At 61.4% G+C, this 26,747-nt stretch carries 29 protein-coding genes and 1 tRNA gene; 14 read left to right on the top strand and 16 right to left on the bottom strand.

Going from position 1 to position 26,747, the window contains the following annotated elements:
• Position 1: 1 nt before the first annotated feature.
• The 4 genes from budA to EV286_RS09620 form a co-directional block, all read right to left on the bottom strand.
• Positions 2-832: an acetolactate decarboxylase gene (budA, locus tag EV286_RS09635; protein WP_132956794.1), complete on the bottom strand. Its 831-nt coding sequence runs from the start codon at positions 830-832 to the stop codon at positions 2-4.
• Between the two features lie 439 nt (positions 833-1,271).
• Positions 1,272-2,222, bottom strand: coding sequence for a lytic transglycosylase domain-containing protein (locus tag EV286_RS09630; RefSeq protein WP_207909773.1), 951 nt, complete (start codon positions 2,220-2,222; stop codon positions 1,272-1,274).
• Between the two features lie 256 nt (positions 2,223-2,478).
• A complete protein-coding gene (locus tag EV286_RS09625) occupies positions 2,479-2,856 on the bottom strand; it encodes a cytochrome c family protein (RefSeq protein ID WP_132956793.1) in 378 nt (125 codons plus the stop codon).
• A 214-nt stretch (positions 2,857-3,070) separates the two neighbouring features.
• The gene (locus tag EV286_RS09620) at positions 3,071-3,877 is read right to left on the bottom strand and encodes a pirin family protein (protein WP_132956901.1); all 807 of its coding nucleotides are present in this window, start codon (positions 3,875-3,877) and stop codon (positions 3,071-3,073) included.
• Positions 3,878-3,966: 89 nt separating this feature from the next.
• Here EV286_RS09620 and EV286_RS09615 point away from each other — a divergent pair, with 89 nt between their 5' ends.
• Together EV286_RS09615 and greA are read left to right on the top strand one after the other, a co-directional pair.
• A complete protein-coding gene (locus EV286_RS09615) occupies positions 3,967-4,251 on the top strand; it encodes a BON domain-containing protein (protein WP_132956792.1) in 285 nt (94 codons plus the stop codon).
• Positions 4,252-4,443: 192 nt separating this feature from the next.
• Entirely contained in the window at positions 4,444-4,926 is a 483-nt protein-coding gene (gene greA / locus EV286_RS09610; RefSeq protein WP_132956791.1) for a transcription elongation factor GreA, read from the top strand.
• 202 nt (positions 4,927-5,128) lie between these two features.
• Here the strand turns inward: greA and arsK are convergent, their stop codons facing one another.
• Genes arsK through EV286_RS09590 form a run of 4 tightly spaced genes read right to left on the bottom strand, consistent with a single transcriptional unit; the run spans position 5,129 to position 7,803 of the window.
• Entirely contained in the window at positions 5,129-6,346 is a 1,218-nt protein-coding gene (arsK, locus tag EV286_RS09605) for an arsenite efflux MFS transporter ArsK (RefSeq protein WP_132956790.1), read from the bottom strand.
• Positions 6,327-6,749 (bottom strand): arsenate reductase (glutaredoxin), encoded by a 423-nt coding sequence (gene arsC / locus EV286_RS09600; RefSeq protein ID WP_132956789.1) that lies wholly within the window; start codon positions 6,747-6,749, stop codon positions 6,327-6,329. Before arsC ends, arsK begins: the two co-directional genes overlap by 20 nt.
• Positions 6,746-7,429 carry an MIP/aquaporin family protein gene (locus tag EV286_RS09595; RefSeq protein WP_132956788.1) on the bottom strand — a complete coding sequence of 228 codons (684 nt, stop codon included), beginning with the start codon at positions 7,427-7,429 and terminating at the stop codon, positions 6,746-6,748. Before EV286_RS09595 ends, arsC begins: the two co-directional genes overlap by 4 nt.
• Positions 7,429-7,803, bottom strand: coding sequence for a metalloregulator ArsR/SmtB family transcription factor (locus EV286_RS09590; protein ID WP_132956787.1), 375 nt, complete (start codon positions 7,801-7,803; stop codon positions 7,429-7,431). Before EV286_RS09590 ends, EV286_RS09595 begins: the two co-directional genes overlap by 1 nt.
• 42 nt (positions 7,804-7,845) lie before the next feature.
• Between EV286_RS09590 and EV286_RS09585 the strand changes: the two genes are divergently transcribed.
• Positions 7,846-8,370, top strand: a complete 525-nt coding sequence (locus EV286_RS09585) for a DUF6428 family protein (RefSeq protein WP_132956786.1) — start codon at positions 7,846-7,848, stop codon at positions 8,368-8,370.
• A gap of 192 nt (positions 8,371-8,562) precedes the next feature.
• Here the strand turns inward: EV286_RS09585 and EV286_RS09580 are convergent.
• The 6 genes from EV286_RS09580 to EV286_RS09555 form a co-directional block, all read right to left on the bottom strand.
• Positions 8,563-8,652, bottom strand: a tRNA-Ser gene (locus EV286_RS09580).
• Between the two features lie 386 nt (positions 8,653-9,038).
• Complete coding sequence (locus EV286_RS32475) at positions 9,039-9,317, bottom strand: hypothetical protein (protein WP_132956785.1); 279 nt, start codon at positions 9,315-9,317, stop codon at positions 9,039-9,041.
• Between the two features lie 232 nt (positions 9,318-9,549).
• A complete protein-coding gene (gene cydC, locus EV286_RS09570) occupies positions 9,550-11,292 on the bottom strand; it encodes a thiol reductant ABC exporter subunit CydC (protein ID WP_132956784.1) in 1,743 nt (580 codons plus the stop codon).
• The gene (gene cydD / locus EV286_RS09565) at positions 11,289-13,022 is read right to left on the bottom strand and encodes a thiol reductant ABC exporter subunit CydD (protein WP_132956783.1); all 1,734 of its coding nucleotides are present in this window, start codon (positions 13,020-13,022) and stop codon (positions 11,289-11,291) included. Before cydD ends, cydC begins: the two co-directional genes overlap by 4 nt.
• A 46-nt stretch (positions 13,023-13,068) precedes the next feature.
• On the bottom strand, positions 13,069-14,115 hold the full coding sequence (locus EV286_RS09560; protein ID WP_132956782.1) for a cytochrome d ubiquinol oxidase subunit II: 1,047 nt from the start codon (positions 14,113-14,115) through the stop codon (positions 13,069-13,071).
• Between the two features lie 41 nt (positions 14,116-14,156).
• Complete coding sequence (locus EV286_RS09555; RefSeq protein WP_132956781.1) at positions 14,157-15,599, bottom strand: cytochrome ubiquinol oxidase subunit I; 1,443 nt, start codon at positions 15,597-15,599, stop codon at positions 14,157-14,159.
• An 872-nt stretch (positions 15,600-16,471) separates the two neighbouring features.
• Here EV286_RS09555 and EV286_RS09550 point away from each other — a divergent pair.
• The 7 genes from EV286_RS09550 to EV286_RS09520 all read left to right on the top strand — a co-directional run bounded on the left by EV286_RS09550 (position 16,472) and on the right by EV286_RS09520 (position 24,093).
• Positions 16,472-17,578 (top strand): septal ring lytic transglycosylase RlpA family protein, encoded by a 1,107-nt coding sequence (locus EV286_RS09550; RefSeq protein WP_132956780.1) that lies wholly within the window; start codon positions 16,472-16,474, stop codon positions 17,576-17,578.
• 113 nt (positions 17,579-17,691) lie between these two features.
• Positions 17,692-18,840 carry a D-alanyl-D-alanine carboxypeptidase family protein gene (locus EV286_RS09545; RefSeq protein WP_245500665.1) on the top strand — a complete coding sequence of 383 codons (1,149 nt, stop codon included), beginning with the start codon at positions 17,692-17,694 and terminating at the stop codon, positions 18,838-18,840.
• Positions 18,841-18,983: 143 nt separating this feature from the next.
• Positions 18,984-19,676: a dTMP kinase gene (tmk, locus tag EV286_RS09540; RefSeq protein WP_132956778.1), complete on the top strand. Its 693-nt coding sequence runs from the start codon at positions 18,984-18,986 to the stop codon at positions 19,674-19,676.
• On the top strand, positions 19,673-20,707 hold the full coding sequence (locus tag EV286_RS09535) for a DNA polymerase III subunit delta' (RefSeq protein WP_132956777.1): 1,035 nt from the start codon (positions 19,673-19,675) through the stop codon (positions 20,705-20,707). The genes tmk and EV286_RS09535 overlap by 4 nt, the downstream gene beginning before the upstream one ends.
• A 221-nt stretch (positions 20,708-20,928) precedes the next feature.
• Positions 20,929-22,488, top strand: coding sequence for a methionine--tRNA ligase (gene metG / locus EV286_RS09530; protein ID WP_132956776.1), 1,560 nt, complete (start codon positions 20,929-20,931; stop codon positions 22,486-22,488).
• A gap of 2 nt (positions 22,489-22,490) precedes the next feature.
• On the top strand, positions 22,491-23,270 hold the full coding sequence (locus tag EV286_RS09525; protein WP_132956775.1) for a TatD family hydrolase: 780 nt from the start codon (positions 22,491-22,493) through the stop codon (positions 23,268-23,270).
• Positions 23,271-23,274: 4 nt separating this feature from the next.
• Positions 23,275-24,093 carry an MBL fold metallo-hydrolase gene (locus EV286_RS09520; RefSeq protein ID WP_132956774.1) on the top strand — a complete coding sequence of 273 codons (819 nt, stop codon included), beginning with the start codon at positions 23,275-23,277 and terminating at the stop codon, positions 24,091-24,093.
• 113 nt (positions 24,094-24,206) lie between these two features.
• On the opposite strand, the gene EV286_RS32755 is transcribed toward EV286_RS09520, so the two are convergent.
• Complete coding sequence (locus EV286_RS32755; RefSeq protein WP_281041081.1) at positions 24,207-24,341, bottom strand: hypothetical protein; 135 nt, start codon at positions 24,339-24,341, stop codon at positions 24,207-24,209.
• A 139-nt stretch (positions 24,342-24,480) separates the two neighbouring features.
• Between EV286_RS32755 and EV286_RS31910 the strand changes: the two genes are divergently transcribed.
• Positions 24,481-24,663 carry a hypothetical protein gene (locus tag EV286_RS31910; RefSeq protein WP_165932800.1) on the top strand — a complete coding sequence of 61 codons (183 nt, stop codon included), beginning with the start codon at positions 24,481-24,483 and terminating at the stop codon, positions 24,661-24,663.
• A 20-nt stretch (positions 24,664-24,683) separates the two neighbouring features.
• On the opposite strand, the gene EV286_RS31905 is transcribed toward EV286_RS31910, so the two are convergent.
• Positions 24,684-24,845 (bottom strand): hypothetical protein, encoded by a 162-nt coding sequence (locus EV286_RS31905; RefSeq protein WP_165932812.1) that lies wholly within the window; start codon positions 24,843-24,845, stop codon positions 24,684-24,686.
• 205 nt (positions 24,846-25,050) lie between these two features.
• On the opposite strand from EV286_RS31905, the gene coaD reads away from it, so the two are divergent.
• Genes coaD through EV286_RS09505 form a run of 3 tightly spaced genes read left to right on the top strand, consistent with a single transcriptional unit; the run spans position 25,051 to position 26,686 of the window.
• Complete coding sequence (gene coaD / locus EV286_RS09515) at positions 25,051-25,545, top strand: pantetheine-phosphate adenylyltransferase (protein ID WP_132956773.1); 495 nt, start codon at positions 25,051-25,053, stop codon at positions 25,543-25,545.
• 27 nt (positions 25,546-25,572) lie between these two features.
• Positions 25,573-26,142: a peptidylprolyl isomerase gene (locus EV286_RS09510; RefSeq protein WP_132956772.1), complete on the top strand. Its 570-nt coding sequence runs from the start codon at positions 25,573-25,575 to the stop codon at positions 26,140-26,142.
• Positions 26,143-26,176: 34 nt separating this feature from the next.
• Entirely contained in the window at positions 26,177-26,686 is a 510-nt protein-coding gene (locus EV286_RS09505; RefSeq protein ID WP_132956771.1) for a peptidylprolyl isomerase, read from the top strand.
• Positions 26,687-26,747: the final 61 nt, after the last annotated feature.

Genomic DNA, 26,747 nt, shown 5'->3' with positions numbered 1-26,747 from the left:
CCTAGTGGGCTTGTTCGGCGTAGGCGAGTTCGCCGGCGGTGTTCTTCGAAAGGTCGGCCGCCAGGAAGTTCCTGCTTTCGGGTAGGGCGAGGTGGAAATCGGTGAGCGCTTCCATGCGCAGCCGCAGGCTGCTCGCGGCACAGTCGAGCAGATGGCCCCCGTGTTTGCGGTCGTCGGACAGGAAGTGGAAATGATAGCCGGGGACGCTGAAGGCGCTAGAGAAGCCGGGCGACCAGAGGCCGACGAGAGTGCCTCCAATGTCGCTAAAGTGGAATTCGCTCTGCGCCTTTGCGGCATCGATCAGCCGTGCTCCCGGCTGCTGCGGATTGACGGCGCGTGCCCGCACGCTGCTGAAATGGCCGTCGAGGCGGAAGGCATAGAATATGTTGCCGGATTTGCGCAGGGCGTCGCAGTGCGCTTCCAGTCCCTTCATGTCGCTGACGGCCTCGATGGAAGTATCGGACGTTGGACGCAGGCGCGTGACGACTGCAAAGGGCGCGCGCGCGTCGACGCCCGCGACCTCTACCCGCCCGTCGCCATGGACCTGGTGGGCCCGGCCGTCGAGAATGACCATCTCGCCGTCGAGGTTCGCGAAGGTTCCAAGCCCGAAATCGCCGTGGTCGAGGATCGAGCCGACGCTGAGGACGCCGTCATAGACACCAGCCACCAGTGCCCCCGAGGTCGATACCTGGAACAGCGTGTGGTAGCTCGTGCCGAGATATTGGGCCAGTGCCGCCGAGATGACGGAAGAGGTGTCGGTGCCGTCTCTTTCGGCTGTTTCTGTAAGCGTTGAAAGCAAGGATGCTGGGATATCGATGGACAATGTCGGCATGTCATTTTCCCATCTCTGAAAGTCATAGATTGCATTGGCTGACCGGCCGGCAGTCTGGCGGCGAGGGCCGCGGCACTTGCATCCATGTCGCTGCTCTGCCTCCGGCTTCGCTCGCGGACGGCACGTGCATTTCTTATCGTGAACACAACGGTGAATATTGTAGATTATCTGCTCGCTGCGGTGGAGCAGTCGTCAGTGCCGCAACAGCAGTCTATCAGGAAAGGGCGGGAGTGGGGATCTTGGACGACCGGCTTCCGCTGACGCGATGGTCTTTCGCGATCGGCGGCTTGAGCCTTTGTGGTCGGAAGCGTTCGGTGGGCGCCTATCTCGCTGAGATTTGCCCGCGCCGGATGTCAACTCGCCGCGTGTCGTGCCAATATCCCGGCGCGGCGGCCGATCACTCACGCTACCCTTGCCCACGATCTATCAACCGCGTCCCTTATAGGTTCTTGAAAACAGTGCAGGGCACGCCCGCGGCGCGTATCTCATCGCAAAGCTTCGTCGCGTCCAGGCGTGTTTCCTTGCCGATCCTTGCTGCGTAGCGAGGTCGATAGCCGAAGTTTCCGCCGCGTTGTCGCACGATCAACGCGCGCTCTGCGTTCAACGGAGACGGAAGCTTTGCGACCGAAGACGAAAACAGCCGGCCGGCCACCGCCGGGTTGTAGTGAGCGGCAAGCTGGACACCCCACGGTGCCCAGTCTGCGGAGCCTGCAAGGACGGGATCGTTCAGTTGCCTCGTCTCGGCCAGCCTGATGCAAGCGTCCGTGAAGGGCTTTCCTTCCTGAAGTTCGGGCGCCGCGATCTCGGGAGGATTGTCGCGCCAGGTCTCGACGAGCTGCCCCGTTATTGCGAACACATAATCTCGTGTTTCGATCGGCAGGCTCCCGGCAGCGAGGAAACGGTCGAGACCGCTTTCGCCTGCGTTGTAAGCTGCTGCCGCAAGGCCAAGATTGCCGAAACGGAGCCGAAGCTCGTTCAGATAGGTCGATGAGGCATGAAGCGCGCTGATGACATCGAAACTGTTTGCCAACCCTCTCCGGCGAGCGGTGGCGGGCATGAATTGCGCGATACCTTCAGCGCCCTTCGGGCTCACCGCTTCCGGCCTGAACAGGCTTTCGCGCCAAATCAGCCGTGCGAAGAATGCAGAGGGGATATTGCGCGCCGTCGCGAATTGATCGATGACCTCGCAGAGGTCGGCGTTGAAGTGCTCTTTCCGGATGCAGAAGGTTCGTCCTTCATCGGCACCCTGGTAAAGGCAAGTGCTGTCGCCATCGGCCGAAGCCGCCAGCGTAGTCTTCGCGTTCGTAACGGTAGACACCAGGACGAGCAGCGCAGTGACCGTCCGAAGGCCGCGGTCTCTGATCGAAGTCCTGGATGGAAGACCGGACATCGGCTCTTGTCCTTCGCACGTCTTGGAGTCCGGAACATAACCTTTCCGTCCGGATCAGTTCAACGCCTGACGAAATCCCACCCTTATCCCGATTCCCGATGAGCAAGCATCTTGGCGGCGTCGGTCCGGCGTGTCGATGCAGTCCTTGATCGCGTCAGTAGTGCGGCAACCATTCGCATTACTGCTCCGCGTGCGGTGCGATTGCCGGTTCACGCGTCCAAAAAGACAGCACCTTTGCCGCATAGGTGGCGGCGAACTAGTGCTGCACTTTAAGGAACGCGACCAAGTCCTCGATGTCGGAATTCCACAGTCCCCAGAACCGCATTTTCGTCCCGGGTATCGCTTTGGCCGGACTGTACAGGAACTCGCCCAGCGTCTGTTCATCCCACGATTTGCCGTCGGCCCCGGCCACCTTCATCGCAGGCGAGTAGTTGTAGTCGGGTAGCGATCCGATTCGACGGCCAAAGACACCCTTCAAGTATGGCCCGAAGGTGCTCCGGTCACGATCCAGCACATGGCAGGAGGCGCATGTCTGGAATATACGGCGGCCACGATCGAGGTCTGCGGTCACCGCGTCTCGCCCCGAGATGAACAGGAGCGCTATCGCGAGGATGGCTTTCGCGCGAGCGGTCATTGCAATACTCCAATCTTCTTCAAGCACGTCGCCTGCCGGATGGCGACCAAGGCCCCGGACATGATTTTGTGTGGCACAATGGCGATGCATGAGCAACGATCATGGTCGGCGCCAAAAACAGCGGCTTCCTGAGGGAGCAGTTGACGGCGGCGTATGGCCTTCCTCGACCATGGGCTTCCGAGGGGTTCTACCGGCGACCGAACGCCGACAAAAGTTAAGGGCGCCACAGGCGACGCAGTCGCACCCAGGTCTTGAGCACGCGGGCCAGGAAAGGCGAGGGGGTCCTTCGGTGATCGCCCACCGTGCCCTTCCTCGTAACCGGCGCACACGGGTCGAGCAGGAATGCGACAATCAGGCTCGGACTCATGGCCTCGACTGTAAGTCTGTCACCGGATATCAGCAGCCCTTGCTCCCCTTCTGTGAAAGTCTGTCCGCCGACGGCAACCGAACCGTTGAAGACGTAGAAATAGAGGTCTCGCCCTTGCATGTGCGGGAATTCCGCGCGCACACCTGCCTCCAGCCGGATGTCGAACAGGTCGACAGCGTTTCGCACGTGGAAGGGCGCGCTGCCGTCATCCGGACCGACGAGGTGCCGCCACCTGTTCGGCGCCGCTCTCGGAATCGGGCCGTACTGGACCTCGGGTTCGAGATCGATCGCGCGCGGCCGCACAAGGATCTGCAGCATGCGCAGCGGCGGATCTGTCGGCAAGGTTTCCTCTGAATGCCAGAAGCCGCGCCCGGCATTCATCACCATGAGATGGCTGGCATCGATCACAAGCCGGCCCGCAGTCTTATCCTCGTGGCGCATGATGCCGTCGGGCACCCACGAGATGATCTCATCGTTCCGGTGCTCGTGCATCGCGATGAGCCGACCGGGATGAAGAATGGATTCCACGACCATGGCAAGGGGACCATGCCCATGATCGGTAGGCGTCCGCTTCAGCCATCCGGGCAGGTTGACGTGAGCGACGAAGCCTCCCATGTCCCGTATGATGAATGTTCGCTCGCCCTTGAACAGCACAGCATCCTCCTGGAGCAGGAGCATGTCTTACTTAATAGACGGCTAATGCAGCGATCTGTAGCCTTTTCTGCTTTGAAGTGGAGGTGAACATGATCTTGCGTTTGGATGTGGATGGCCGATCGCTGAACAGCCTTGAGGCAGGCCATTATTCAGCGGCAACGAAAGCAGCGGTGAAATGCGCGCTCGAAGCAGCCTCAGGGTTTGACAGCACGCAAATCGTGGTCTCGACGCTTGGCGATTTCGTTGTGCTTGAAGGGTTTGTGCGATGTCGCGGGGATGACGCGCTGGCAGTGGATATAGTCGCCTCCATCGTCGGACCGGCGCATGTTCACAATCGGCTCCTCTGCCGCGGCTTCCCGAGGGACTCCCAATAGGGATCGAGGCCAAGCCTGCGAAGCTATCCCGGTTCTGTCTTTATCGGGTATCGTGTATTCTATCGGCAGTGACGAGGGCTTCTTCTGTCATTCGCCGATAGCCAGTGCAGTCGTTTTCCGACTGTGGCTATCGTGCCTGCCATGGCTTCATGCGGTGCAGGAGCGCACCGCGTATAAACGGAGGTTTGAGATTTGAGCACTGCCTTTGTCAAAGAGGAAAGTGCCGAAACTGCTGCGGAAACAGTGCTACCTGACCGTCCGATTTCGGCGCATCCGAACCTTGTTACGGAAGCGGGATTGAAGGCCTTGGAATTGCAGCTTCAACAGGCGCGCGAGGCCCATGGTGCTGCAAGTGCCATCGAAGACGTGAACGAACGCCGCCGACAGACTGCAAATCCGTTGCGCGACATGCGCTACTATGCGGCAAGACTTCGTACCGCCCAGCTTATGCCGCAACCGACGTCATCCGACATCGTTGCCTTTGGCAGCACAGTCACCTTCAGCCGGGACGATGGGCGCGTGCAGAAATATCGCATCGTCGGAGAGGACGAAGCCGACCCCAAAGCCGGAACGATCTCCTTCGCATCGCCGGTGGCGAGGATCCTCATGGGCAAAGCCGTCGGAGAAGCCGTCAGCGTCGGCGATCAGGAAATCGAAATCATCGCCATCTCCTAGAATGCCCATCGGGGCCGCCCAGTAATGCCTGCTCCCGGACTAGATAAGTCGGATCATGCCGATTGGAGGCGGCAAAGCGTGAGCGCGCCGGGAGGCGCGAGCCTCCGCGAGCATCGGGACGACAATGTGCGTATCGGAGACGTCAGCATGCCGCCAAGGGCGGGATGTGGGATCGACTGCCTCCGTCGAGGCGTTCCGTTCCTCAGCTCTGTTCGGCTGGCCTGTGTTGCTCTTGGCGCAATGCCGCGATGGAGAGCAGCGCGATTATCGAAAGTCCACCCAAGGCAGCCGTGATCCCGAGAGATGACGGTATGCCGATGTTCTCCATCGAGAAGGCAAGCACGAATGGCGCAAGAGCTGACAGGATCAGACGCGCTGCCATCATCTTCCCCTGCAGCCTGCCATAGCCGTCGCTCCCAAAGAGATGCAGAGGCAGCGTTCCAGTCACGATGCTCAACAGGCCGTTGCCCATGCCGAAGATGATTGCGAAGGCCATGGCGCCCGGCACGGAAGGAGCGGAGAACAGAAGCACGAGGACGCCGCCGGGGATGAGCACTGCTGCGATCATCGCCAGATGGAGTGCAGGCAGGTTCTTCCCAAAGACCATGTTGATGAGGCGACTGCCGACCTGCGACGGGCCGAATAGCGTTCCGACAAGGGCGGCGGTCGCGCCAAGCCCAAGGCCGGACAGCAATGGGACCAGGTGCACCAGAACTGCCGAGCTAACGAGCGACATCAGGGAGAAGCCCGTGACCATGATCGCGAAGCCAATACGGCGTCGTGCGGGAGGAAGCATGCCCTCGACACGAGGCGCAGCGGCGGATGCCTTCACGCGGCTGGAAGTCCCTTCGTGAGATAGCCACGTATGGATCGGCATGCAGACGAATAGGTTGAGCGCTGCGAAGACCAGATAGACGTTCTGCCAGCTCAGATGCGCATGGAGCGCTGTTGTGATCGGCCAGAAGATTGTCGAGGCGAACCCGGCGATCAATGTCAGGTAGGTGATGCTCCGGGAGGCGACTTGCGGGCGGATTTGCACGAGGAGCGCGAAGGCCGCGCCGTACTGGACGAGATTGGCCGAAGCTTCGACAGCAATGAGTGCTGCGACATATGCTGCCTTGTTGGGCGCAAGGGCGCAGACAGTCAGAGCCGCAGCAGCCACGAAGGACCCGATCGTCATCACGCGGGCGGCACCGATCCTGTCGAACAGCATACCCAGCCATGGAGCAGTCAGCCCCCCGACTAGGAGCGCGATGGACAGCGCACCGAACACCCACTCGCTGGACCAAGACAACTGCGCGGCCATGTCCGGTGCAAGGATGCTGAAGGAGTAATAGAGCGTGCCGTAACCGATGATCTGCGTCAGACCGAGGGCAAGCACGGCAAGAACGGGCACCCGCTCAGACAAGACGCTTCCCATCAGCGTCGAGGACCTTTTCGCCGTCTTCCTTGCTGAAGGCTCCCTTGTGACTGTCAGGAAGGATGTCGAGAACGGCTTCCGAAGGCCGGGCAAGGCGGGTCCCCACGGGAGTGATGACGAGCGGCCTGTTGATCAGAATCGGATCCTTCATCATCGCATCCAAGAGCTGCGCGTCGGTCAGGTTGGCGTTGTCGAGACCGATCTCCACATAGGGCGTGCCCTTCTCGCGGATTGCTTCACGGACAGTCAATCCGGCGTCGGCAATCATCTTCACGAGCTGGGCGCGCGTCGGCGGGTTCTTCAGGTACTCGATGACGGTCGGCTCGATTCCGGCATTGCGAATCATGGCCAGCGTGTTGCGGGACGTGCCACAGTCCGGATTGCGGTAGATGGTGACGTTCATGATGCTGTCTCCACGATTGGGGTCGGCCGAAGAAGCCAAGTGACCAGAGGGAAGGCGCATAGCGCGCCGATGAACTCTGCCACGACGAACCCCGGAAGATCGGCAGGTCGAATTCCGGAGAAGGTGTTCGTGAACGCGCGCGCGACCGCAACGGCGGGATTGGCGAATGATGTCGAGGACGTGAACCAGTAGGCCGCCGTGATGTAGAGGCCGACCGACCAGGGAGTCGCCTTTCGATCAAAGCGGATACCGAGGAGAATGACCGACACCAGCCCAAAGGTGGCGATCCATTCCGCAAACCACTGGCTCTCTCCGGAGCGCTCTTTCATGGACCATTCGAGGATGGGGAGCGCGAGCATCGCATGAGCCGTCATCGTACCCAAGACGCCGCCAACGATCTGAACAAGAATATAGGCGGCGAGGTCACGGCTAGGCAGCGCGCGCGACATTGCGAACACCAGCGACACGGCGGGATTGAAGTGCGCTCCCGATATCGGGCCAAGCACCGTGACGAGCACCACTAGGATCGCGCCCGTCGCCAACGTATTACCAAGCAGGGCCAGCGCTGTGTCCTGGGTCAGGGAGGATGCCATGATGCCAGAACCGACGACGGTCGCGACTAGCAAGGCGGTTCCTATGGCTTCGGCAGCCAGCCGCCGATGAAGATCGAACTCTTGCATCAGTTCGCCTTCTTCGACGTCGACGTCGCCCCGTCCGTCGTTGGCGTGCAGCATGCGGCAACGGCAGCAGCCGGCGCACAGATTTCAGGATGTCCCGCGCAGCAGTCTTCCATCAGGAACCGCACGAGTCCGCCGAGGGCATCGTAGGCGGCCGAATAAATGATCGAGCGGGACTCCCGCTGCTGATTGATAAGACCTGCCCGCTCCAGCTCCTTGAGATGGAACGACACGTTCGATGGCGAGACCTCTGCCTTCTCCGCGATCGCCCCTGCGGACATACCATCGGGTCCGGCGACCACGAGCATCCGGATGATCTGCAGGCGGGTCTCCTGCGACAGAGCACCAAACGATACCAGGGCTTGACGTTGATCCATATTTCAATAATCCTTTAAGCATTGAAACAAGGATTACCGGAAATGAACGCCGTCGACAACGGCAAAATGCTGACGGACGACATCAGCCTCGGCGATCTCGTCGCGATCCTCTCCGGAGCGAAGGATTCCCCGCTGGTATTCCACTACGACGGACATCCGGTGAAGCCCGGCTATCACGTCACAGAGGTCAAGGCGGGACAGTTCTCGGCTCTCGATTGCGGAGCGAACCCGGAGGCCTGGTCGGAGATATTCATCCAGCTCTGGGACATCGACGAAGACGATCGGACGCACATGGCTGCGGGCAAGTTCCATTCGATCATCCGGAAAGTGACCGAGCACGTGCAGCTCGACGGATCGGCGAAGCTCACCTTCGAGGTCAGCGACGGCGTGCGACCGATGCAGCTCTACTGCGCCTCTTTGCCGACGCTCCGAGGTGGAGCTGTCCATGTCGAACTGTTGGCGCGTCCAGCCAGCTGCAAGCCACGTGACCGCTGGCTTGCCGAGAACACGAAGGAGGCTGCTGCCTGCTGCGGACCAGCCGCCTCCAAAAGCGGTTGCTGCGCATAGCCTCGGATAGGACGAAAATTGACATGCGTGGGGCGGATTCTGCCGCCTCTTGTCGAACTGTCCGCTGCAGCAAGAATCGGGCGCTCCTGCAACACGTATGCAGTTGCAGCATTGTTGCAGGTAATCGTTGACAATGCTGCAGATCGACGCCGATCATTTCAACGAAAATTGCCAAACACTATCATATGGTTGTGGCGGAAGAGGTGGGATTCGAACCCACGGTACGGTTTCCCGCACGCCGGTTTTCAAGACCGGTTCCTTAAACCACTCGGACACTCTTCCGCGATCAGGCCCGCGCCGGGTGCCGGTGGGGACTTCGCTGGCTTTACAGCCGTTCGCCCCCCATCGTCAACCGGAGAGCGCAGGCGCTGAAAAAATGGGGAATGGTGCGTCTCGCTTGATGGGCGATGTCATCCTGCCGAGGGCCTGAAGGATCGGGGAGCGTTCTTGCATTTGATTTGCTTGCGTTGACGCGCCATACGCCCCAGTCGAGGCAAGTCTTCAGCCTGCCTCGCCGTTCGAAAATCGGCGCGCGCAGTCTTTGTACTGCTCGCGCATTTCCGCAGGGCCGGATTCAGTACCTCTCATTGAGCAACCGGCTGGCCTGCAGAATTTGCATTCGCGGTAAATTGTTACCGCGACCAGGTTCCGAAGAACATGCCCGCGTTTTACTGCGGTGTCGTCCCAGTGGACGGCGCGGGCGTCGCGGGTGCTGCAGGCGTCGCGCTATCTGCCGGTGGCGCCGGCGTCGCTGGCGCGGGCTGCGTCATCGGAGCCGTCGAAGCCGTTGTTCCAGGATCGGTGACTCGCGATCCCCATTGCATCCAGGCAAACGCGCCGACGACAATGATTGCAGCAATTGCTACCCAAACCGTCCAGAACGACGATTGCCGCCTCGTAACCGGCGTTGGGCGCAGATTGGGCTCCTGATTCGGGTCATAGCTCATGGTGTGCCTCCTCTTGCTAACGAGACGAACACTTCAGAAGCGGATTTGTTCCAATCGGCGGCGAGACAAGGCAAGCAAGGCGCCGCGTTGAAGGGGATCAAGGGCGACTGCGAGGAGATCCTCATCGACTGGCGCGTGGTTGCTAGATCCTGCTCGAGATCATTTCGGCTTCACCGGAACCGGGAAAGGCCACGATCATCGATTTCCGCGAAGTTCGCGCCGTGCTGGCGACTCAGCTTCCCGACCCGGAGATTGCGAGCGAGGGCGACCTTGCACCGGTGAGAACCGCATGGGCCATAGCCTCGGGGGTCGCGGCCGGAAGGCTCCTTCCATCCAGAAGCGTGATCACCTGATCGACCAGCGTCAGGACTTCGGGATGATGCGTGATCACCAGCGTCGTCCTGCCACGCATCAACGGCTTCAGCGCGCGAAGGACGAGTTGCTCCGATTGGACATCCAGTCCCTCGGTCGGCTCGTCGAGAAGCAGGACCGGCGCATTCTTGAGGTAGACCCGGGCAATTGTGATGCGCCGTGCCTGTCCGCCCGAAAGCCGCGCGCCGGCCTCTCCGACGTAGGTATCGAGCCCCCGCGGAAAGGCCATGACTTCGTCAAGCACCGCCGCCTGCCGCAGTGCAGCCTTGAGATCTTCCTCGCTTGCGGACGGACGGGCGAGAAGCAGGTTTTCCCGGATGCTGGCATTGAAGAGATGACTTTGCTGGGCCACGACGGCAAAGAGGCTCCGTGCCTCATCGCCACCAAGCGCGTCAAGAGGAACGCCGCCGATGGTCGCCTTGCCGTCTTGATAGTCCCAGAAGCGCAGCAGCACGTTGAAGATGGTGCTCTTGCCGGAGCCCGACGGACCCACGATTCCGAGAGCGCTTCCTTCGGGCACTCTCAGGTTCACCCTGTCGAGCGCCCACGGCCCATGGTCGGAGTAGCGCATTCGCAACGCGTCTATGTCGATGTCGAAGCGCGTCGGCGATGGCCCCGGCTGTACCGGATCGACCACATTCGGTTCGGCATCCGCGATCTCGAAGATACGCCGCGCTGCTGCAAGCGTCTCGCCGAGCGACTGGAAGGCGGCCGGCAGGGAGGCAATCGTATCGAAACTCGACAGGACGAAGAACGCGATCAAGGCGAGATGCGCAGGCGGAAGTGCTCCGGCATGGATGACCGGAATGATCATGATGACGGCAACCAACATGCTGGCCTGGGCCGCAAGAGTCGAAAGCCCCGAAAACAGACCCTTGATGCGGACTAGCTGGCGTTGGTCCGCAATCAGCGCCTGGCCCAGTTCGTCCAGATGCGCGCCCTGGCGGCCGACGGCGCCATAGACGCGCAATTCGCCCGAGCCGCGACAGCTGTCGGTCACACCAGCCCTGAGCGCGGCACGCGCCGTCACCAGACGCTCGCCCGGTCGCCTTCCGCTTCGCTGTGCAATGAGCGGCAGGACAAGGCCGGCCAGCAGCAGTCCGATCCCGTTGATGAGCGCGACGTTTACGCTGATCATCGACATGGCGGCCAGAAGGGCGACGACGCAAATCGCGGCCGATACGACCGGAGCCAGGATACGAAGATAGAAATTGTCCAGGCTGTCGACGTCAGCGCGGATCCGGCTCAGAAGATCGCTGCCGCGGTAGGCCTGAAGGCCGGCGGGCGCCAGCGGTTCGAGCCGCCCGTAGAACCAGACGCGAAGCGCTGAAAGCAGACGCAATGTCGCCTCATGCGTGACGATGCGCTCCAGATAGCGCGCGACGGTCCGCAGGATCGCAAGTCCGCGTATGGCGGCTGCCGGTGTGAAGAAGTTGAACATCTGGTTGCCAAGGCCGCTCAGCGCCATGGATGCGATGAACCAGCCCGAAAGCGCCAGCAGGGCCACGTTCGAAAGCGCGACGACGACGCTAAGGCCGATGCCGGCGGCGATCCAGGCGCGATAGGGACGAAAGAGACGGAGGAGGCGCAGGATATCCTTCATGGCAGGCGGACCTCCCTGAGCGGCATCGCGCGGCCTGCCTCGTCGACGATCCGGCCACGCTCGATCGTGATGATCCTGTCCGCCGTTCGGGCCGCCTCAAGGTCGTGGGTGATGAAGAGAACGGCGCTTTTCGAAGTCATCTGCCTGACCGAACCCATCAAGCGGGTCGCCGTCTGCCGGTCAAGCGCGCCGGTGGCCTCGTCGAGAATGATCAGATCGGCGTCCTTCAGGAAGGCGCGGGCGAGGGCGACGCGGCGGATCTCGCCGCCCGAAAGTCCCTGGCCGCCATCCCCAAGCAATGTCTCGTAGCCTGCGGGCAGTCGCTCGATGAAGCCATCGGCCTGCGCTTGCACGGCAGCAGCGCGGACGGCTTCCACGGAAGCCTCGGGCGCGCCGAGACGGATATTGTCGCCGATGCTGCCGTAGAACAGGGTCGGCTTCTGCGGCACCCAGGAGACGCGGCTCAGCCATTCGTTCTCGTCGAGATCGTAGAGGTCGACACCGTTGACGCGGATCTGCCCGGATTGTGGCCGAAGGAAGCCCAGCAGAAGCTGACCGATCGTCGTCTTGCCGGCACCGCTCGGGCCGACGAGCGCAACGCATTCGCCCTGCGACAGTGCAAAGCTTATATTCTGCAGTCCCTGCCCATCATCGTCGTGGGAAAAACAGACGCCTTCAAAATCGATGCGCAGCTTGCGGCGAAGCGGCAAGGGTAGCGGATTTGCCGGACGCTCCAGCAAGGCGGTCTGCAGGCAGCGGATGATGCTTTCGGACGCGGCAATCGCGGCCATGCGGGCGTGGTACTGTGCGCCCATGTCCCTCAGCGGGCGATAGAATTCCGGCGCGAGCAGCAGGACGAAGAAACCCGACAGGAAGTCCAGCTCGCGATAGTAGAGCCGGAAGCCGATGAATACCGCCGCCAGCGCGATGCTGACCGTCGAGAAGAACTCCAGGACGAGGGAAGAGAGGAAGGCGACGCGCAGGACGGACATGGTGCTGCTGCGGTATTCGTCTGAAATTCTCGCGACCACTTCTGCCTCGCGCCTGCTTGCATTGAAGAGCTTCAGCGTCGTCAGCCCTTCGATCACGTCGAAGAAATGCGCGCTCATACGCGAGAGCCTGCCCCACTGACGCTGGTTGAGGCTTTCGGCGCCCTTGCCGATGATGATCATGAAAAGAGGTATGAGCGGCGCTGTCACGAGGAAGATCAGACCCGAGACCCAATCGGCGGGGAAGGCCGCAAACAGGACGGCGAGCGGCAGGAGTGCCGCCAATGCTGTTTGCGGCAGGTAGTTTGCGTAGTATTTTTCGATCTCCTCCACGCCGTCGACGAGCGTGTTGGCGACCTCGCCGCTGCGCTGGCGTTGCATCCAGGCCGGACCCAGCGCGCTGATGTGGTCATAGAGACGACGACGCAGCCCGTGCTTGACCGTTGCAGCGGCCGAGAATGCGGCGATATCGACAAAGCTGCCGACAATGGCGCGCGCCACGATGACGCCGAGGAGCGGGGTGAGCCAATGCCACACTTCAGCAAGCCCTTGGCCCTCGATCGTGACCGCGTTGACGACGCATGCCAGCAGCCAGGCCTGCGCTATCATCAGGATGCCTGAGAGCGTTCCAGCCCCGACTGCCAGCGAAAGCGGGAACCGGACGTTGCGAATATAGCTGCGCAGCCAGGTTTCTTGCTGCCGCGCAGCGGATCGGTTCAGCATCTGCCGTGGTCCAGCCATTATCCTTGCCCCCGCTTTTGTTCAGTTCTCTGCCTTTCTCGCCGCCTCAATCGTGATAGGCGACGAGTTTGCTGATGCGCGCGCGGAAGACCCAGATCTGGTACCAGTTGTACATGAGCATAACCGGGAGGAATCCGCCCATCGTCAGCGTGAAGGTGATCAGGGAGACCTGCGGGCTGGCGCCGCTGTAGATTGTCCAGGTGTTCGGCACGAGCCAGGGAAACATGGTGGCGGCCAAGGCGACCCCCACGATGGCGACCGTCAGGTTGAACCACAGGATGGCGGCCAGATCGCGGTCGGCGTGGATTGCCCGACGCATTCGCATCGTCGCGTAGATGACTGCGATGAGCACCAGCGCCCAGATCCAGAAGTTCGATCCGAACCATTTCTGGGCCGCCCAGGGAAAGATCGTGGCGCACCAGATGATCGTGATGCCGGCGCAGGCGATCGATGTAACGAAGGCGAAGTTTGTCCAGCGGGCAACATGCTGCCGCAGCGGCTCGCTCCGCTCGAAGCGTGCGCGAATGAAGAGCCCGCCTGCCAGCATGACGATGAGAACGGCCCCGAACCCGGTCCAGACGCTGAAAGCACTGATGAACCGCGTTACTCCGCCGACATAGGTCGGAACCCTGCCTGGATCATCCGTCAAGGGAAAGCCTTGAAGGACAGCGCCGATCGCCACGCCCCCGAAGAATGTCGTGGCAAGGCTCGACAGTCCGAACGCATAGTCCGAGAAGCGGCGCCATTTGGGCTCCGCGAGGTGCCGGAACTCCAGCGCAACGGCGCGCGTCATGATTCCCCAGAGTACGAGAGCCAGCGGCAGCAGGAGATAGCTGAAGGCCGAGCCGTATACGAAGGGGAACGTTCCGAACAGGATGCCGCCTGCGACGACCAGCCAGGTTTCATTGGCATCCCACGTGCCGGCCATGGCCGACATGATCGCACCGCGTTCGTGCTCGTCCGGGACGAAGAGGGAGATAATCCCAGCCCCAAGGTCGGCACCGTCGAGCATGACGTAGAGCAGGATGCTCACGCACAACGCCATCCACCACGCGAAGGCGAGAAGCTGCTGAAGTTCGGTTAGCGTATCCATTGCCTGTACTCCTTGACCTTCGTCATGTTCTCGCGCGGGTGTCAGACGGGCCGGACATATTCCGGCTCGTTGTCGGCGCTGGACGGGCTGTCGGCGAGGTGGCCCAGATATTCATGGCCTTCGCCGACCACGGGGCTTTCCATGTCGGGACCCTGGCGGACCACCTTGGCGAGGAAGTACCAGGTGCCGGCCCATACCGTCAGTTCGAAGACCATGAAGCCCACCAGCCAGAAGACGGCTGCCGTGACCGACATGTTGCTTACGCCATCCTCGGTGCGCAGCAGGCCGTAGACCACCCAGGGCTGGCGCGAGGTCTCGCGCGTCCACCAGCCGGTCCAGACGGCGAGGTAGGGCAGGAAGCCGCTGAAGATGATCGCGCGCAGGAACCAGCGGTTTTCGGTGACGCGGGCGACCGACAGGCTGCCCTTCCATGCTAACCATCCGCCCCAGAATGCGACGAGCATGAGGAAACCGCCGATCGCCGCCATGATGCGGAACGAGTAGAAGGGGATGACCACGGGCGGGCGGTCTTCCGGCGCAAACTGATCCAGTCCCGGCACCGCCTGGTCGAACGTGTGGGTCTCGAGCAAGCTCAGCATGTGCGGGATCTGGATGGACCACGCATTGCCGTCACCGGCGGCGTTAGGCCAGGCGATGACATTCCAGGAAGTGTTGGGGCTGCCGTCGGGATTGAGAGTGTGGAAGTGGCCTTCCATGGCAGCAAGCGCGGCGGGCTGCGCGTCCGCGGTGACACGGCCCAGCGCATCGCCGATATAGACCTGGAGAGGAGCAATCACCACGAGGGCAAGTACCGAATACTTCAGCGAGCGCTGGAACAGCGCAACATGCTCGTTCTTCAGGAGATACCAGGCAGAAATGGCCGCGACGAAGCAGAGCGACAGTTCGAAGCTGGCGATAAGCATGTGCGGGAAGGCGGCAATGACATCCGGATTGAAGATGGCGGCGATCCAGTCGACGATCCGGAAGACACCGTCCTTGTATTCTACTCCGGCCGGTGCCTGCATCCAGGAATTCGCATCCATGATCCAAAATGCCGAAAGCGAGGAGGCGAGTGCCACGTTGAAGGTCGCAAAAAGATGCATTCCCCGACTGATCTTGCCCCAGCCGAAGATCATCAGTCCGATGAAGCCGGCCTCATACATGAAGGCGGTGATCGTTTCGTAGCCGAGTACCTGGCCGAAGAAGGGGCCGGCGGCTTGCGAGAAAGGTCCGTAGAGAATGCCGAAGGCCATTTCCATCGTCACGCCCGTTGCCACGCCCGCGCCGAAATTGACGACGAACAGCTTTTCGAAGAAACGACAGAGCCTGTACCAAGTCTCGTCATCCGTCCGAAGCCAGCGCCATTCCGAAAAAAACAGCATGGCGGCAAGACCGATCGTCAGCGGCGGATAGATGATGTGGAAGGTTGTGATCCACGCAAAGTCGAGCCGAGAGATCAGGGTCGACAACTCAATATCGGACATATCTTTTGCCTTCACGTTGCAAGAGGCATCGCGCCTTGTTGTCATCGACCAACGACTAGACGTGGTCCCTGCACGGCACCCGGCGACAGCCGTGCCGGTGCCGCGTTCAGGCCGTCTATCTATTGCTGCCTCGCCAGCGCTCTACGGAGCGGAGGCATTCTTCCGCCCGCCGCAACCGCTGGCCGGACGAACCGCTGTAATCAATGGACAGCCCGTAAAGGCCTTGAGCGAATGGTTGCGAATGAACGGGACTGGCTGCCCGGCTCTCCGGCTGACGCCCTGCGGCTTTCACGCAACAGCATGTGGACCAGACTGCGCGCGCGGCAAGGAGCCGACGGCGCTGGCCTGCCTCATTGTGGCAGAACGTTGCAAAAACAGCAGCAGTATCCTTATGAGCTTGTCATTCCTCGGAAATCGGGAGGCTGCCGACGCACCGTTGGGCTTACTCGATCATGGCGGCCGGAAGATCTGACGTGCGCTCTTCGACTATGATCGGATCGCCATCCTCAGGCGACAAGCGCCCCTTCTCAGAGGGCAAACGCAAGGCGTAAAACGCTAAAATTCCGGCCGCGAAACAAGCACGTCATTTCGGGACGAAGCGTACCTTTGGCAGGAGGGCAGGCGTTTCATATCGCGCCGGTTTTCAACGGCTTTGCCCCGGCTTCGGCTCACGCCCGCCGCGGAGGTCGTAAACCCTTCGTTAACCATAACTGTTAGAATTGTTTCTATTGCCGCGGATTTATTCGTAAATTTGACACGTTATCCACATGATTAAAACCTCGTTAGGCGGTTGATCGTAGTCGTTTGCCGAGAGGGCGGATGTGGCGATGGTTGCTTCGACCCAAGGAAATTTGTGTAGCGGCGTGGGACAAATGAAATTTGAGATCCGTTCGGCAGCCCTTGCGACTGGTTTGCGATGGTGCGCGATATCCTTGATGTGCGCGACCGCTGCCGCGTGCGGTACAACTGGCAGTGTGAAGCAGACCAAACGCCCGAAGGAGTATTTCTCCGAGAAGGAATATGGCGTGAAGGCGAGCCCCCGTGTCGCCACCGGCAACAACATCCCGAAGGGCGGTGGCCGTTACCTGGTTGGCCAGCCCTATCAGGTTAGGGGCAAGTGGTACTATCCGCGCGAGGACTTCTCATACGACAAGGCGGGCATTGCTTCATGGTACGGCTCGGCCTTCCATGGCCGACTTACGGCCAATGGCGAGGTCTATGACCAGATGCACCTATCGGCCGCTCATCCGACTTTTCCGCTGCCGAGCTATGCGCGCGTCACCAATCTTGAAAACGGTTCCTCCGTCATCGTTCGCGTGAACGACCGCGGGCCCTATCATGAGGGTCGCATCATAGACCTTTCCAACAAGACCGCCGACATGCTCGACCTCCAGCACAGCGGCACGGGCAGGGTACGGGTGCAGTATGCCGGGCGCGCGCGCATGGACGGTCACGACATGCCATTTCTCATGGCGTCCTACGTCAAGAAGGGCGACCGCTTCCCGAGGCTCAACCCCGAGGGCCAGATCGCTACCGGCGTGATGGTGGCTTCGAACCAGTCCATGGGTGACCAGCTCCAGAGCCTTGGCGGCAGCATGGCGCCCATTCCGCAGAATGTTCCGGTTCCAGCGCCGGCGCCGATCGCCGTCAGCACGGCCTATGCGGGTAAGACGCCGAGCGCGTCCTACACGCTCGTCGCTCCTGCTCCGATTCCGGCCGGCATCCAGGCCTTCGGCGAATTCGTCGTGTTGCCTGATATTGGCCCGGTCCCCTATGAGCGACCCTACTATTCTCCCGGCGCAGTCCCGATGGCGAGCAAGATGAGCCCGCTTGTGGCCGGCTATCAGGAAGAGCCGGTGAAGACTGTCTTCGTCGATCTGGCGTTTGATGCCGTCATGGTGCGTAACGATGGACTGACGCAGGAATCGATCCTGGCTTCTGCAAAGCGTCGCCACGGGGCGGGGGCCCAATCGCGCTGAGAGGCGCATTGCGTCCCTCCGCCGCTCTCTCTACTCTCTCCCTCATCTTTCGATTGACGGGATTCGCGATGCTGAAGCATCTGCTTTGTTTCCTTGGCGTTCTTGCCTTTCTGATGCCCGGCCTTGCCATGGCCGCGGCCGCGCAGGCCGGTTTCGAGACCAAGGCGGCGCAGGCCTTCATGATCGAAGCCGAAACCGGTACCGTGCTTCTTGCCAAGGACGAGGACAAGGCCTTCTCGCCGGCCTCGCTCGCCAAGCTGATGACTTTAGAGGTCGTCTTCGACGCGCTTGAAAGGGGCGAGATCAGCCTCGATACCGAATATCCCGTATCGGAATATGCATGGCGCAGGGGCGGAGCGCCGTCGCGCACGTCGACGATGTTCGCCGCGCTGAAATCGCGCATCCGCGTCCAGGATCTCATCCAGGGCGTGGCGGTCCAGGCTGCCAACGATGGCTGCATCATCCTGGCCGAGGGACTTTCCGGTAGCGAGGCGAGTTTCGCTGAGAGGATGACGAAGAGGGCGCGGGAGATCGGCCTGCCGCGGGCGACCTTCGCAAATTCGACAGGCCTGCCTGACCCGGGCAACAAGATCTCCGCCAGGGAGCTCGTGACACTCGCCCGGCGGCTGGAGACGAGCAATCGCGACCTCTACAGAAACTTCGCGCAGCCGGATTTCGAGTGGAACAAGATATTCCAGCGCAACCGCAATCCTCTGCTCGGCATGGATATCGGCGCGGACGGACTGGCGATCGGATTTGCAGAGGGCGAGGGTTATTCCATCGTCGCCTCGGTGGAGAAGAACGGCAGGCGCCTGTTCCTTGCTCTCGGCGGCCTTGCCTCCGACAAGGAGCGCAGCGAGGAGGCGAAGCGCGTGCTCGAATGGGGTCTGACTGCCTTCGAAGATCGCCAGATCTTCGCCAACGGCGAGGTCATCGGGGCGGCGAGCGTCTATGGCGGCACGGCCTCGACGGTCGACCTCGTCGCCAAGATGCCCGTGAATGTCTATTTGCCCGTCAACAATCCCGAGAGGCTGGCGGCGCGCATCGTCTATCGCTGGCCCCTGACGGCACCGGTCGAACGGGATGTCCAGGTAGGCACACTGCGCATCTTCCTGGGAGACCGGCTGCTGCGCGAGGTCCCGCTCTATACGGTGCAGTCGGTGGGGCAGGGGTCTCTTGGCCGCCGTGCGGTCGATGCGATTTTCGAACTCGGGGAATCGGTTTTTTTCTCTTGGCTGTGGGATAAGCTCGAGGGCACCTGAGGCCGGCGATCGGCGATGCCCTGTTCGCCGCGAATTTGGCGGGGAATGCGCCTGGCCGCGGCGCTGGCATGGTTTCGCCGGCGCTTATCTTGCGCTAAACAGAGCCTGATATATGCAGGCACGGCAGATGCAGGAAATAATCATTGTCGATCGGTAAGGGATTGTTCGTCAGCTTCGAAGGTGGCGAGGGCGCCGGAAAGTCCACGCAGATCCGGCGTCTCGCCGAGGCGCTGCGCAGGCACGGCTACGATGTCCTCGTGACGCGCGAACCGGGCGGCTCGCCCGGTGCCGAGGCCGTGCGGCATGTCCTTCTCTCGGGTGCTGCCGAAATGTTCGGAACGCGCATGGAGGCGATCCTTTTTGCCGCCGCCCGCAGCGACCATGTCGAGGAGGTCATCCGTCCGGCGCTTGTGCGCGGCGCGGTGGTCCTCTGCGACCGTTTCATGGATTCCTCGCGCGTCTACCAGGGAGTAACGGGCAATCTTGAACCGGAATTTATCGAGGCGCTGCAGCGCGTCGCCGTCAATGGCGTCGTTCCGGATTGCACGCTGATCCTCGACATCCCGGCATCCCTCGGCCTGGAGCGCGCGCGCCGGCGCGGTGTTGCGGTTTCTCCCACCGCCGGGCCCGATCGTTTCGAGAAGGAGAGGATCGAGACGCACGAGAAGCGCCGTGAGGCCTATCTCGATATCGCCGCTGCCGATCCCGAGCGCTGCCGCGTCATAGACGCCCAGCAGACGGAGGACGCGATCGCAGCAGAGATTCTTTCGATCGTGGAACAGCGCCTGCCGCCCGTCACCGAAACCTCGTCCACTTATCCGGAAACGGCGCAATGAGCGAGGAAAGGCTCGGTCTGCTCGACGGCGCCATTCCGCCGTCGGAAAACACCCGTCTCTTCGGCCATGAGGCGGCCGAGCGTTTCCTGGCGCGGTCCTATGCCGGCGGCAAGGGGCATCATGCGATCCTGATCGAAGGGCCGGAAGGCATCGGCAAGGCGACGCTCGCCTTCCGCTTCGCCAATCACGTGCTTTCCAATCCTGACCCGCTGACGGCGCCGGGCGAAATACGGGACCCGGATCCAGGTTCCGGCGTCAGCCGGCAGATCGCGTCTGGTGCATCGCACAATCTCCTTCACCTCACCCGACCGGTCGATGAGAAGACGGGCAGAGTGAAGTCCGCGATCACCGTCGACGAGGTGCGCCGCGCCGGCCGTTTCTTTTCCCAGACATCGGGCACCGGAAATTGGCGGATCGTCATCATCGATCCCGCCGACGACATGAACCGCAATGCCGCCAACGCCATTTTGAAGATCCTTGAAGAGCCGCCGAAGAGGGCGCTCTTCCTCGTGCTTTCCCATGCTCCAGGCAGGCTGCTCCCGACGATCCGCTCGCGCTGCCTGCCGCTGCGCCTTTCGCCGCTCGGCGACGAGGCGATCCGCAACGCGCTCGCAAACCTCGGAACGGAGGTGGACGGACCGGAGGCGGCAGGGCTCCTCGCCGCGGCAAAGGGCAGCGTCAGCCAGGCGTTGAAACTCCTGAACTATGGCGGTGGCGAGATCGTCGCGGCCTATGATCAAGTGATGTCCAGCGAGGGACCGGCGGCCCGCAAGGCCATGCATCGCCTTGCCGATGCGCTTTCCGCAAAGGACAGCGACACGATCTTCGAATTCTTCGTCGGCCATGTCGGCGACGACATCATGTCCCGCGCACGAGCTTCGGCAGAGGCCGGCGAACTCGCTGCGGCAGAGCGCCTGGCCCGGCTCCATTCGGAGATCACCCAGCGCCTCGCTGTCTCCCAGGCCTACAATCTCGATCGCAAGCAGACGATCCTCACCGTGCTCGGCGAACTGAAGCAGGCCGGAGTCTAGGACATCGACGCGCCGGCCCGCCGGCAATTTCGGTGGCCACGGACGCATGTCGCGCAAAAGTGTGCCGCGGTTTTGTAGCCACGACATGCATGGAACGCTAGTCTGAACCCTGCCGCTTGAATCTCTCTTCGCGCGGCAGGCTTTAGTGTTTCGCTTGGCGAGAACATGCGATAAGAGCGTGCGGTGCAACTGCGAACAGGCAAAGCGGACAAGAACCTGTCATGACCGAAAGAACTCCCTTCTACATCACCACAGCGATCGCTTACCCCAACGGCAAGCCGCATATCGGCCATGCCTACGAGCTGATTGCGACGGATGCCATGGCGCGTTTCCAGCGCCTGGACGGAAAGGACGTGTTCTTCCTGACGGGAACCGACGAGCATGGCCAGAAGATGCAGCAGACTGCGCGCGCAGAAGGCCTGACGGCGCAGCGGCTGGCGGATCGCAACTCCGCCGAATTCCTGTCGATGGGGAAGCTGCTCAACGCCTCCAACGATGATTTCATCCGCACCACCGAGGCTCGCCATCACGAGGCATCGAGGGATATCTGGAACCTGATGGCCGCAAACGGTGACATCTACAAGGATTCCTATGCGGGATGGTATTCGGTCCGCGACGAGGCCTATTACCAGGAGAACGAGACGGAACTGCGCGCCGATGGCGTGCGCTACGGCCCGCAGGGCACGCCGGTCGAATGGGTGCAGGAGGAAAGCTATTTCTTCAAGCTGTCCGAATACCAGGACCGGCTCCTGAAGCACTACGAGGAAAATCCTGACTTCATCGGCCCCGCCGAGCGCCGCAACGAGGTAATCTCCTTCGTGAAATCGGGGCTCAAGGACCTGTCTATCTCCCGCACTACCTTCGACTGGGGCATCAAGGTGCCGAACGATCCGGCGCACGTGATGTATGTCTGGGTCGACGCCCTCACGAACTACATCACCGCGACCGGCTACATCGAGGACAGGAACGGCCCCCGTGCCAAGTACTGGCCGGCCGACGTGCATATCATCGGCAAGGACATCATCCGCTTTCACGCGGTCTACTGGCCGGCATTCCTGATGTCGGCAAAGCTGCCGCTGCCGAAACGCGTCTATGCCCACGGCTTCGTGCTGAACAAGGGTGAGAAGATGTCGAAGTCGCTCGGCAACGTTGTCGATCCCTTCGAACTGCTGCAGCAATTCGGCCTCGACTACGTCCGTTTCTATCTGCTGCGGGATATTTCCTTCGGCCAGGACGGCAACTGCAACGACGAACTCATCGCGACCCGCGTCAATGCCGACCTTGCGAACGGCATCGGGAACCTTGCCAGCCGGTCGCTGTCGATGATCGTCAAGAACTGCGACGGCAAGGTGCCGGAATGCGGTCCGCTGACGGAGGAGGACAAGGCGATGCTGGCCCAGGCCGACGCGCTGCTCGCCTCCACCCGCGAGGACATGGGCAAGCAGCTGATCCACCGTGCGCTTGCCTCGATCATCGCCGTCGTCTCGGAGACCGACCGCTATTTTGCGGGCCAGGCACCCTGGGCGTTGAAAAAGACGGATCCAAAGCGCATGGGCACCGTGCTCTATGTCACGGCTGAAGTCGTGCGCCAGATCGCGATCCTGCTCCAGCCCTTCGTGCCGGAATCGGCCGACAAGCTTCTCGATCTGGTCGGTGCCCCTGCCGACAAGCGTGATTTCGCTGCGCTCGGCGAGGTCGGCCGCCTCGTTTCCGGAACGACGCTGGAGGCGCCGCAGCCGGTCTTCCCGCGCTATGTGGCGCCGGAATCCCAAAAGGTCTGATCATGTTGATCGATACGCATTGCCATCTGGATTTTGCCGATTTCGCCGAGGAGCGCGATGACATTGTCGCGCGCGCCCATCAGGCAGGCGTCGGACAGATGGTGACGATCTCGACGCGCGTCAGGAAGCTCGACGAACTGCTCGCCATTACCGAGCGCTATCCGTCCGTCTTCTGCTCGGTCGGCACCCATCCGAACAATGCGGACGAGGAGCTCGACATTCAGGTCGAGGATCTCGTCAGGCTCTCGAAGCACGCGAAGGTCGTGGCGATCGGAGAAGCGGGGCTCGATTACTTCTACGACAGCGTGAAGCCGGAAGACCAGAAGACGGGCTTTATCCGGCATATCGCGGCCGCCCGCGAAACCGGCCTGCCGCTCGTCATCCATAGCCGCAGCGCCGACGAGGATATGGCCGCGATCCTGACGGAAGAGGCGGAGAAGGGGGCTTTCCCGTTCATCCTTCATTGTTTTTCCTCGGGCGCCGCCCTGGCGCAAACCGGGGTGGAGCTTGGCGGCTACGTGTCCTTCTCGGGAATACTGACGTTCCCGAAATCCGAGGACCTGCGCGAGATCGCGCGGACCATTCCGCATGACCGACTGCTGGTCGAGACGGACGCGCCATACCTCGCGCCGAAGCGGTGGCGCGGCAAGCGCAATGAACCTTCCTACGTGGTCAACACCGCCGAGGTCCTGGCCGAGGCGATTGGTGTCGGCCGTGAAGAGATCGATACACTCACGACGGAAAACGCCTTCCGCATATTCTCGAAGATGCCGAAGGTGTGAGGGCGTGAGGTACCTCCAGCGCTTCACCATCCTCGGCTGCTCGTCCTCGCCAGGCGTGCCGCGCATCACCGGGGACTGGGGCGCATGCGATCCTACCAATCCGAAGAACCGGCGCACGCGCGCTGCCTTCATGGTGCAACAGACCGCTCCGGGCGGCGGCACCACGACTGTTGTCATCGACACCGGCCCGGATTTCCGCGAACAGGTGATTGCCGCGAAGGTCGATCATGTCGATGCGGTGCTGTATACCCACGCCCACGCCGACCATATCCACGGTATCGACGACCTGCGCGGCTTCTTCCATAACTCGCACCATCGCATTCCGATCCATGCGACGCGCTTTACCATGGACCGTATCCGCGAGGCGTTCCGCTATTGCCTTGAGACGCCGCCCGGCAGCAACTATCCGCCGATTGTCGAAGCAAACCTTATCGAAGAGCTCGACCGTTCCTTCCTGATCGAAGGGCCGGGCGGACCCATCCGCTTCATGCCGCTGCTGCAGCGCCACGGCGACATCGATTCCTTGGGATTCAGGATCGGCGACGTCGCCTATTGCAGCGATATAAGCGACTTTCCCCCCGAAACGGTGGAGAAGCTCCAGGGCCTCGATGTCCTGATCATCGACGCCCTCCAGTATCGCCCGCATCCGAGCCACCTGTCGCTGGAACAGTCGCTTGGCTGGATCGAGCGGCTGCGGCCGCAGAATGCGGTGCTCACCCACATGCACACGCCGCTCGACTACGAGACGGTCATGGCCGAGACGCCGCCGCATGTCGTGCCTGCGTTCGACCAGATGAGCTTCGAACGGGAAGTCGATTTCTAAAGCGGCAATCCGGCTTGTCGCGCAGATCGCAAAAAAGACCGGACGCTGGGAACGTCCGGCCTTGAATTACCCGAGCGACGAGGGGAGGAGATCGCTCAAGGTCTGGGAAGCTCTCAAAATACGCTGTGCTCTCTCTTGAAGGCCTTCTGGTCTTCGCTTTCACGCCGCAGAGCAGAGATCGTGGAGGCGACGGACACGACGAACATTATGCTGATGAGGGCGGTAAGCATCGTTAGAATCGTGAACATCGTGAACTCCTTCTCTCGCTCGATGGGCGCTCAAATCGCTTAGTACTGGCTTGCGATAACCTGCCTTGCCGAAGCAAACGGGCCGTAGACCTTGGAATGATCGGCCTGCCTGTCGTAAAGAGCGACGGTGGCCGTCAGCATGCCCGTGATCATTGCCATCCAAATTACGTTTATTATGCTGATCTTATCGGGCATGTTCTTGTTCCTTCCTGCTTCTTCTTTGCATATTCGTGTCGTTCGAGCGATGAACGCGGCCAACCGGACAATGGTTCCGCCGGATGCTGACGATGCGTTTATCAATAGCCATCTGAAGCGCCCTTGAATGCGTCGTTCATCTGGCGTTCAGATTCGCAGCATTGGCTTGCTGCGCTGCGAAGTGGCGCAGATCACCGCAGCCGTGCCGCGATTGTTCCAGTCGATTTCATAATTGTCGGCGAAATGGTGGGCCACGATTTCGAAGAGAATCGAGGCTGCGGCGGCGGTGCAGACGAGAACGACGAGCATCTGTGTGTTTCCTGCGGACTTGCTGGGGAGCATTCGGTGCGGCTGGTGTGCAAGCAATCAAACACAACGCGTCTGAAACGGCCTTGAACGCCGTGTTCATCCGCCGTTCAACCGGCGGGCGGCGCCCCCCGGGGCTGCGGCCTCAAATGACTTGCGGCAGGATCGCATCCGTGACAAAAGGCGAAAAACCGATCGGCCCGACAGTATGACGACAGCTTTCTATCCAGGGTCATTCGACCCGATCACGAACGGCCATCTGGATGTGCTCGTCCAGACCCTCAACGTCGCTTCCACCGTGATCGTCGCGATCGGCATTCATCCCGGAAAGAAGCCGCTCTTTTCGTTCGAGGAAAGGGCAGAGCTTATAAAGCGGGCGCTCGCTGAAGCGCTGCCAGCAAAGGCCGATGCCATTTCGGTCGTTTCGTTCGACAATCTCGTGGTGGATGCGGCGCGTTCCCATGGTGCGGGCCTACTTGTGCGTGGCCTGCGCGATGGCACGGACCTCGACTACGAAATGCAGATGGCGGGTATGAACCGCCAGATGGCGCCGGACATTCAGACGATCTTTCTTCCCGCGGGCACCGCCTCGCGGCCTATAACCGCCACATTGGTCCGCCAAATCGCCGCCATGGGCGGAGACGTGAGCGCCTTCGTTCCGTCCGCAGTGCTTCAAGCCCTCAATTCAAAGTTCAAGAGCTAGGCGAGCCGATCGCCAAACGGAGCTACTATGAAGTTCTTCTATCTCGCATTTGCAGCCGTGCTTTATATCGCGTCCTTCGCCGGCGACGTCTTCGCCCAGGGTGGCGACTTTCTAACGATCCAGTTGAAGGATGGCCCCGTCGTCATCCAGCTCATGCCGGATGTCGCGCCGAAGCATGTCGCCCAGATCGAGGCGCTTGCGAAGAAGGGCGAGTACAATGGCGTGGCCTTTCACCGAGTGATCGACGGCTTCATGGCACAGACCGGCGACGTCAAGTTCGGAAACCTTGACAAGGGCTACGATGCCAGCCGTGCCGGCACCGGCAGCTCCGACCTTCCGGACCTCCCGGCTGAATTCTCCAAGGCGCCCTTCACGCGTGGCACGGTCGGCATGGCCCGGGCTCAGGACCCGAACTCGGCCAATTCGCAGTTCTTCATCATGTTCGGCGATGGCGATTTCCTCAACGGCCAGTACACGGTCGTCGGCAAGGTCGTGTCAGGCATGGAGTTCGTCGACAAGATCAAGCGCGGCGAAGGCCAGAATGGCGAAGTGACCGATCCGGACCGCATGGTCAAGGTCACCGTCGGCAAGCAGTAACAACGGGCAGGAGCCCCAAGCCAGGAGAAAGAAAATGGCCGAAATCAAGGATCCGGAAAACACCATCATCCTGGAAACCACCAAGGGCAAGGTTGTCATCCAGCTGCTGCCCGAAGTGGCTCCGGAACACGTCGCGCGCATCAAGGAACTCGCTCGCGAGAAGGCCTATGACGGCGTTGTCTTCCACCGCGTCATCAACGACTTCATGGCCCAGACGGGCGACGTGAAGTTCGGCAAGAAGGGAAGCGAAAGCTTCAACCCCGGTCGCGCCGGCATGGGCGGCTCTGAAAAGCCGGACCTGAAGGCCGAATTCTCGGCGCTTAGCCATGTTCGTGGCACGTGCTCGATGGCACGCTCGCAGAACCCGAACTCGGCAAATTCGCAGTTCTTCATCTGCTTCACGGATTCTCCTTGGCTGAACAAGCAATACTCCGTCTGGGGCCAGGTGATCGAAGGCATGGAAAACATCGACAAGATCAAGAAGGGCGAGCCGGTCGTCGATCCGGACTCGATCGTCTCCATGCGGGTTGCCGCTGACGTCTGATTGTGATTTCTGCTGAAACCCGCCCGGCGCGCGAGCGCGGGGCGGGTTTCGCTTTGCTTGA

The sequence above is a fragment of the Rhizobium sp. BK251 genome, assembly GCF_004345245.1.
Lineage (GTDB): Bacteria > Pseudomonadota > Alphaproteobacteria > Rhizobiales > Rhizobiaceae > Rhizobium.
The sequence above is the reverse complement of the archived record's forward strand: the minus strand, read 5'-3'. Positions and strand labels throughout refer to the sequence as shown.